The sequence below is a fragment of the Bartonella callosciuri genome (assembly GCF_014203215.1).
Lineage (GTDB): Bacteria > Pseudomonadota > Alphaproteobacteria > Rhizobiales > Rhizobiaceae > Bartonella > Bartonella callosciuri.
In genome coordinates this window covers 1-1,328 of sequence record NZ_JACHIM010000029.1, presented here as the reverse complement: position 1 = coordinate 1,328, position 1,328 = coordinate 1, and the positions used below count along the sequence as shown (strand labels likewise).

Genomic DNA, 1,328 nt, shown 5'->3' with positions numbered 1-1,328 from the left:
ATGAAGTTTGAAGCATTAAATTATAACATTGAGGGAGCACGCAAAGAAGCAAGACAAGGGGCAGCTATTGGCTTGGCTGTGTCTAACTTGCGTTACAATGACACACCTGGCAAACTCAGTGTTGCCTTTGGTAGCGGCTTATGGCGTAGCCAATCGGCCCTTGCTTTTGGTACTGGTTATACATCTGAGGACGGGAAAATTCGCTCTAACATCTCTGCGACCAGTGCTGGAGGTCATTGGGGGGTAGGTGTTGGATTCAGTTTAACCTTGAACTGATAGAGAAAACTTGAACTGATAGAGAAAATTTTTCTACAATAAGCTTGTTGCCCTTGCTTTGATTAAGCAAGGGCATTTTACATTTTATAGATAAGGTTTAACAAACATTTTCATGAGATTAAATTACCCATGAGAAATAGATCTCTTCTAAAAGGGTGATCTTTAGTCGCAAAGAGATAAAGCTTATGCCAATTTCATAGAAGATAGAACTAACATGATGAGAGCAATTTTGATAAAGTCAAAGAGTATTTAATTAAAATCGCTTTTTTATTCTCCAAATCGGCTTTTACAAACCATCTTCTCCTGATTTTCCTTTAAAGACACTGTAATAATAACAGTAATATATTTTTTATGATCTAAAGCACAAAATATTTCTTGCTATTTTATTTATTATCCTCTAAATACCAGGCTGGCGAAATAGAACATGAGCAATTTAATTGAAAAAGCAAATTAATTGAGAAATCAAAACTCCTTCAAAGGGGAGGGGGAGGACACAATCACTTAAATAAAAGTACACTTACCTTATTTATTATAAATCTAAATAAATTGACCTTACAACTTTCTTCCGTGCACTAACACTGCATCAAATTACTAAAGCTTTTCCGTATCTGTCATGAAAAGCACGAAAAGGACCATCACCTTATCTAAAAAATACCCCAAATCCCTTCTTGTCATTTGTCATATTACAAACCTTATAACAATACACCGGAGGATAACATTAAAAATATGGCTTTTTTATGTCATAAAACCCTTCCTACTTCCTACTTCAAAAATTTCCGTGCAAAAAACTTTCACTCGCCTGCGAAAAGGATAGCAATCACCCTGCTGGTTGATGGTCAAAAACAATCTCATCAGTATTTGAATATAGGGTCCTTATTGGCCAGGACAACCCTGAATTTGTCACAGAGCAACAAAAAGCATTCAAAACATCCACTTCTAAAGTTCGACTTGCATCAGAGTCTATCTTTTTAGGTTTTAAGCCTGTTTTTTCTTACTTGGAGGATTTCTTTATGAAAAAAATATATGCTGCATTTGCAGGTAATGATGTAAAG

General features: G+C 35.4%; 1 protein-coding gene. It reads left to right on the top strand.

Going from position 1 to position 1,328, the window contains the following annotated elements; translation table 11 throughout:
- On the top strand, nt 1-276 hold a 276-nt coding region (locus HNQ69_RS07575), incomplete at its 5' end, for a YadA-like family protein (protein ID WP_183229409.1).
- Between the last annotated feature and the right edge of the window lie 1,052 nt (nt 277-1,328).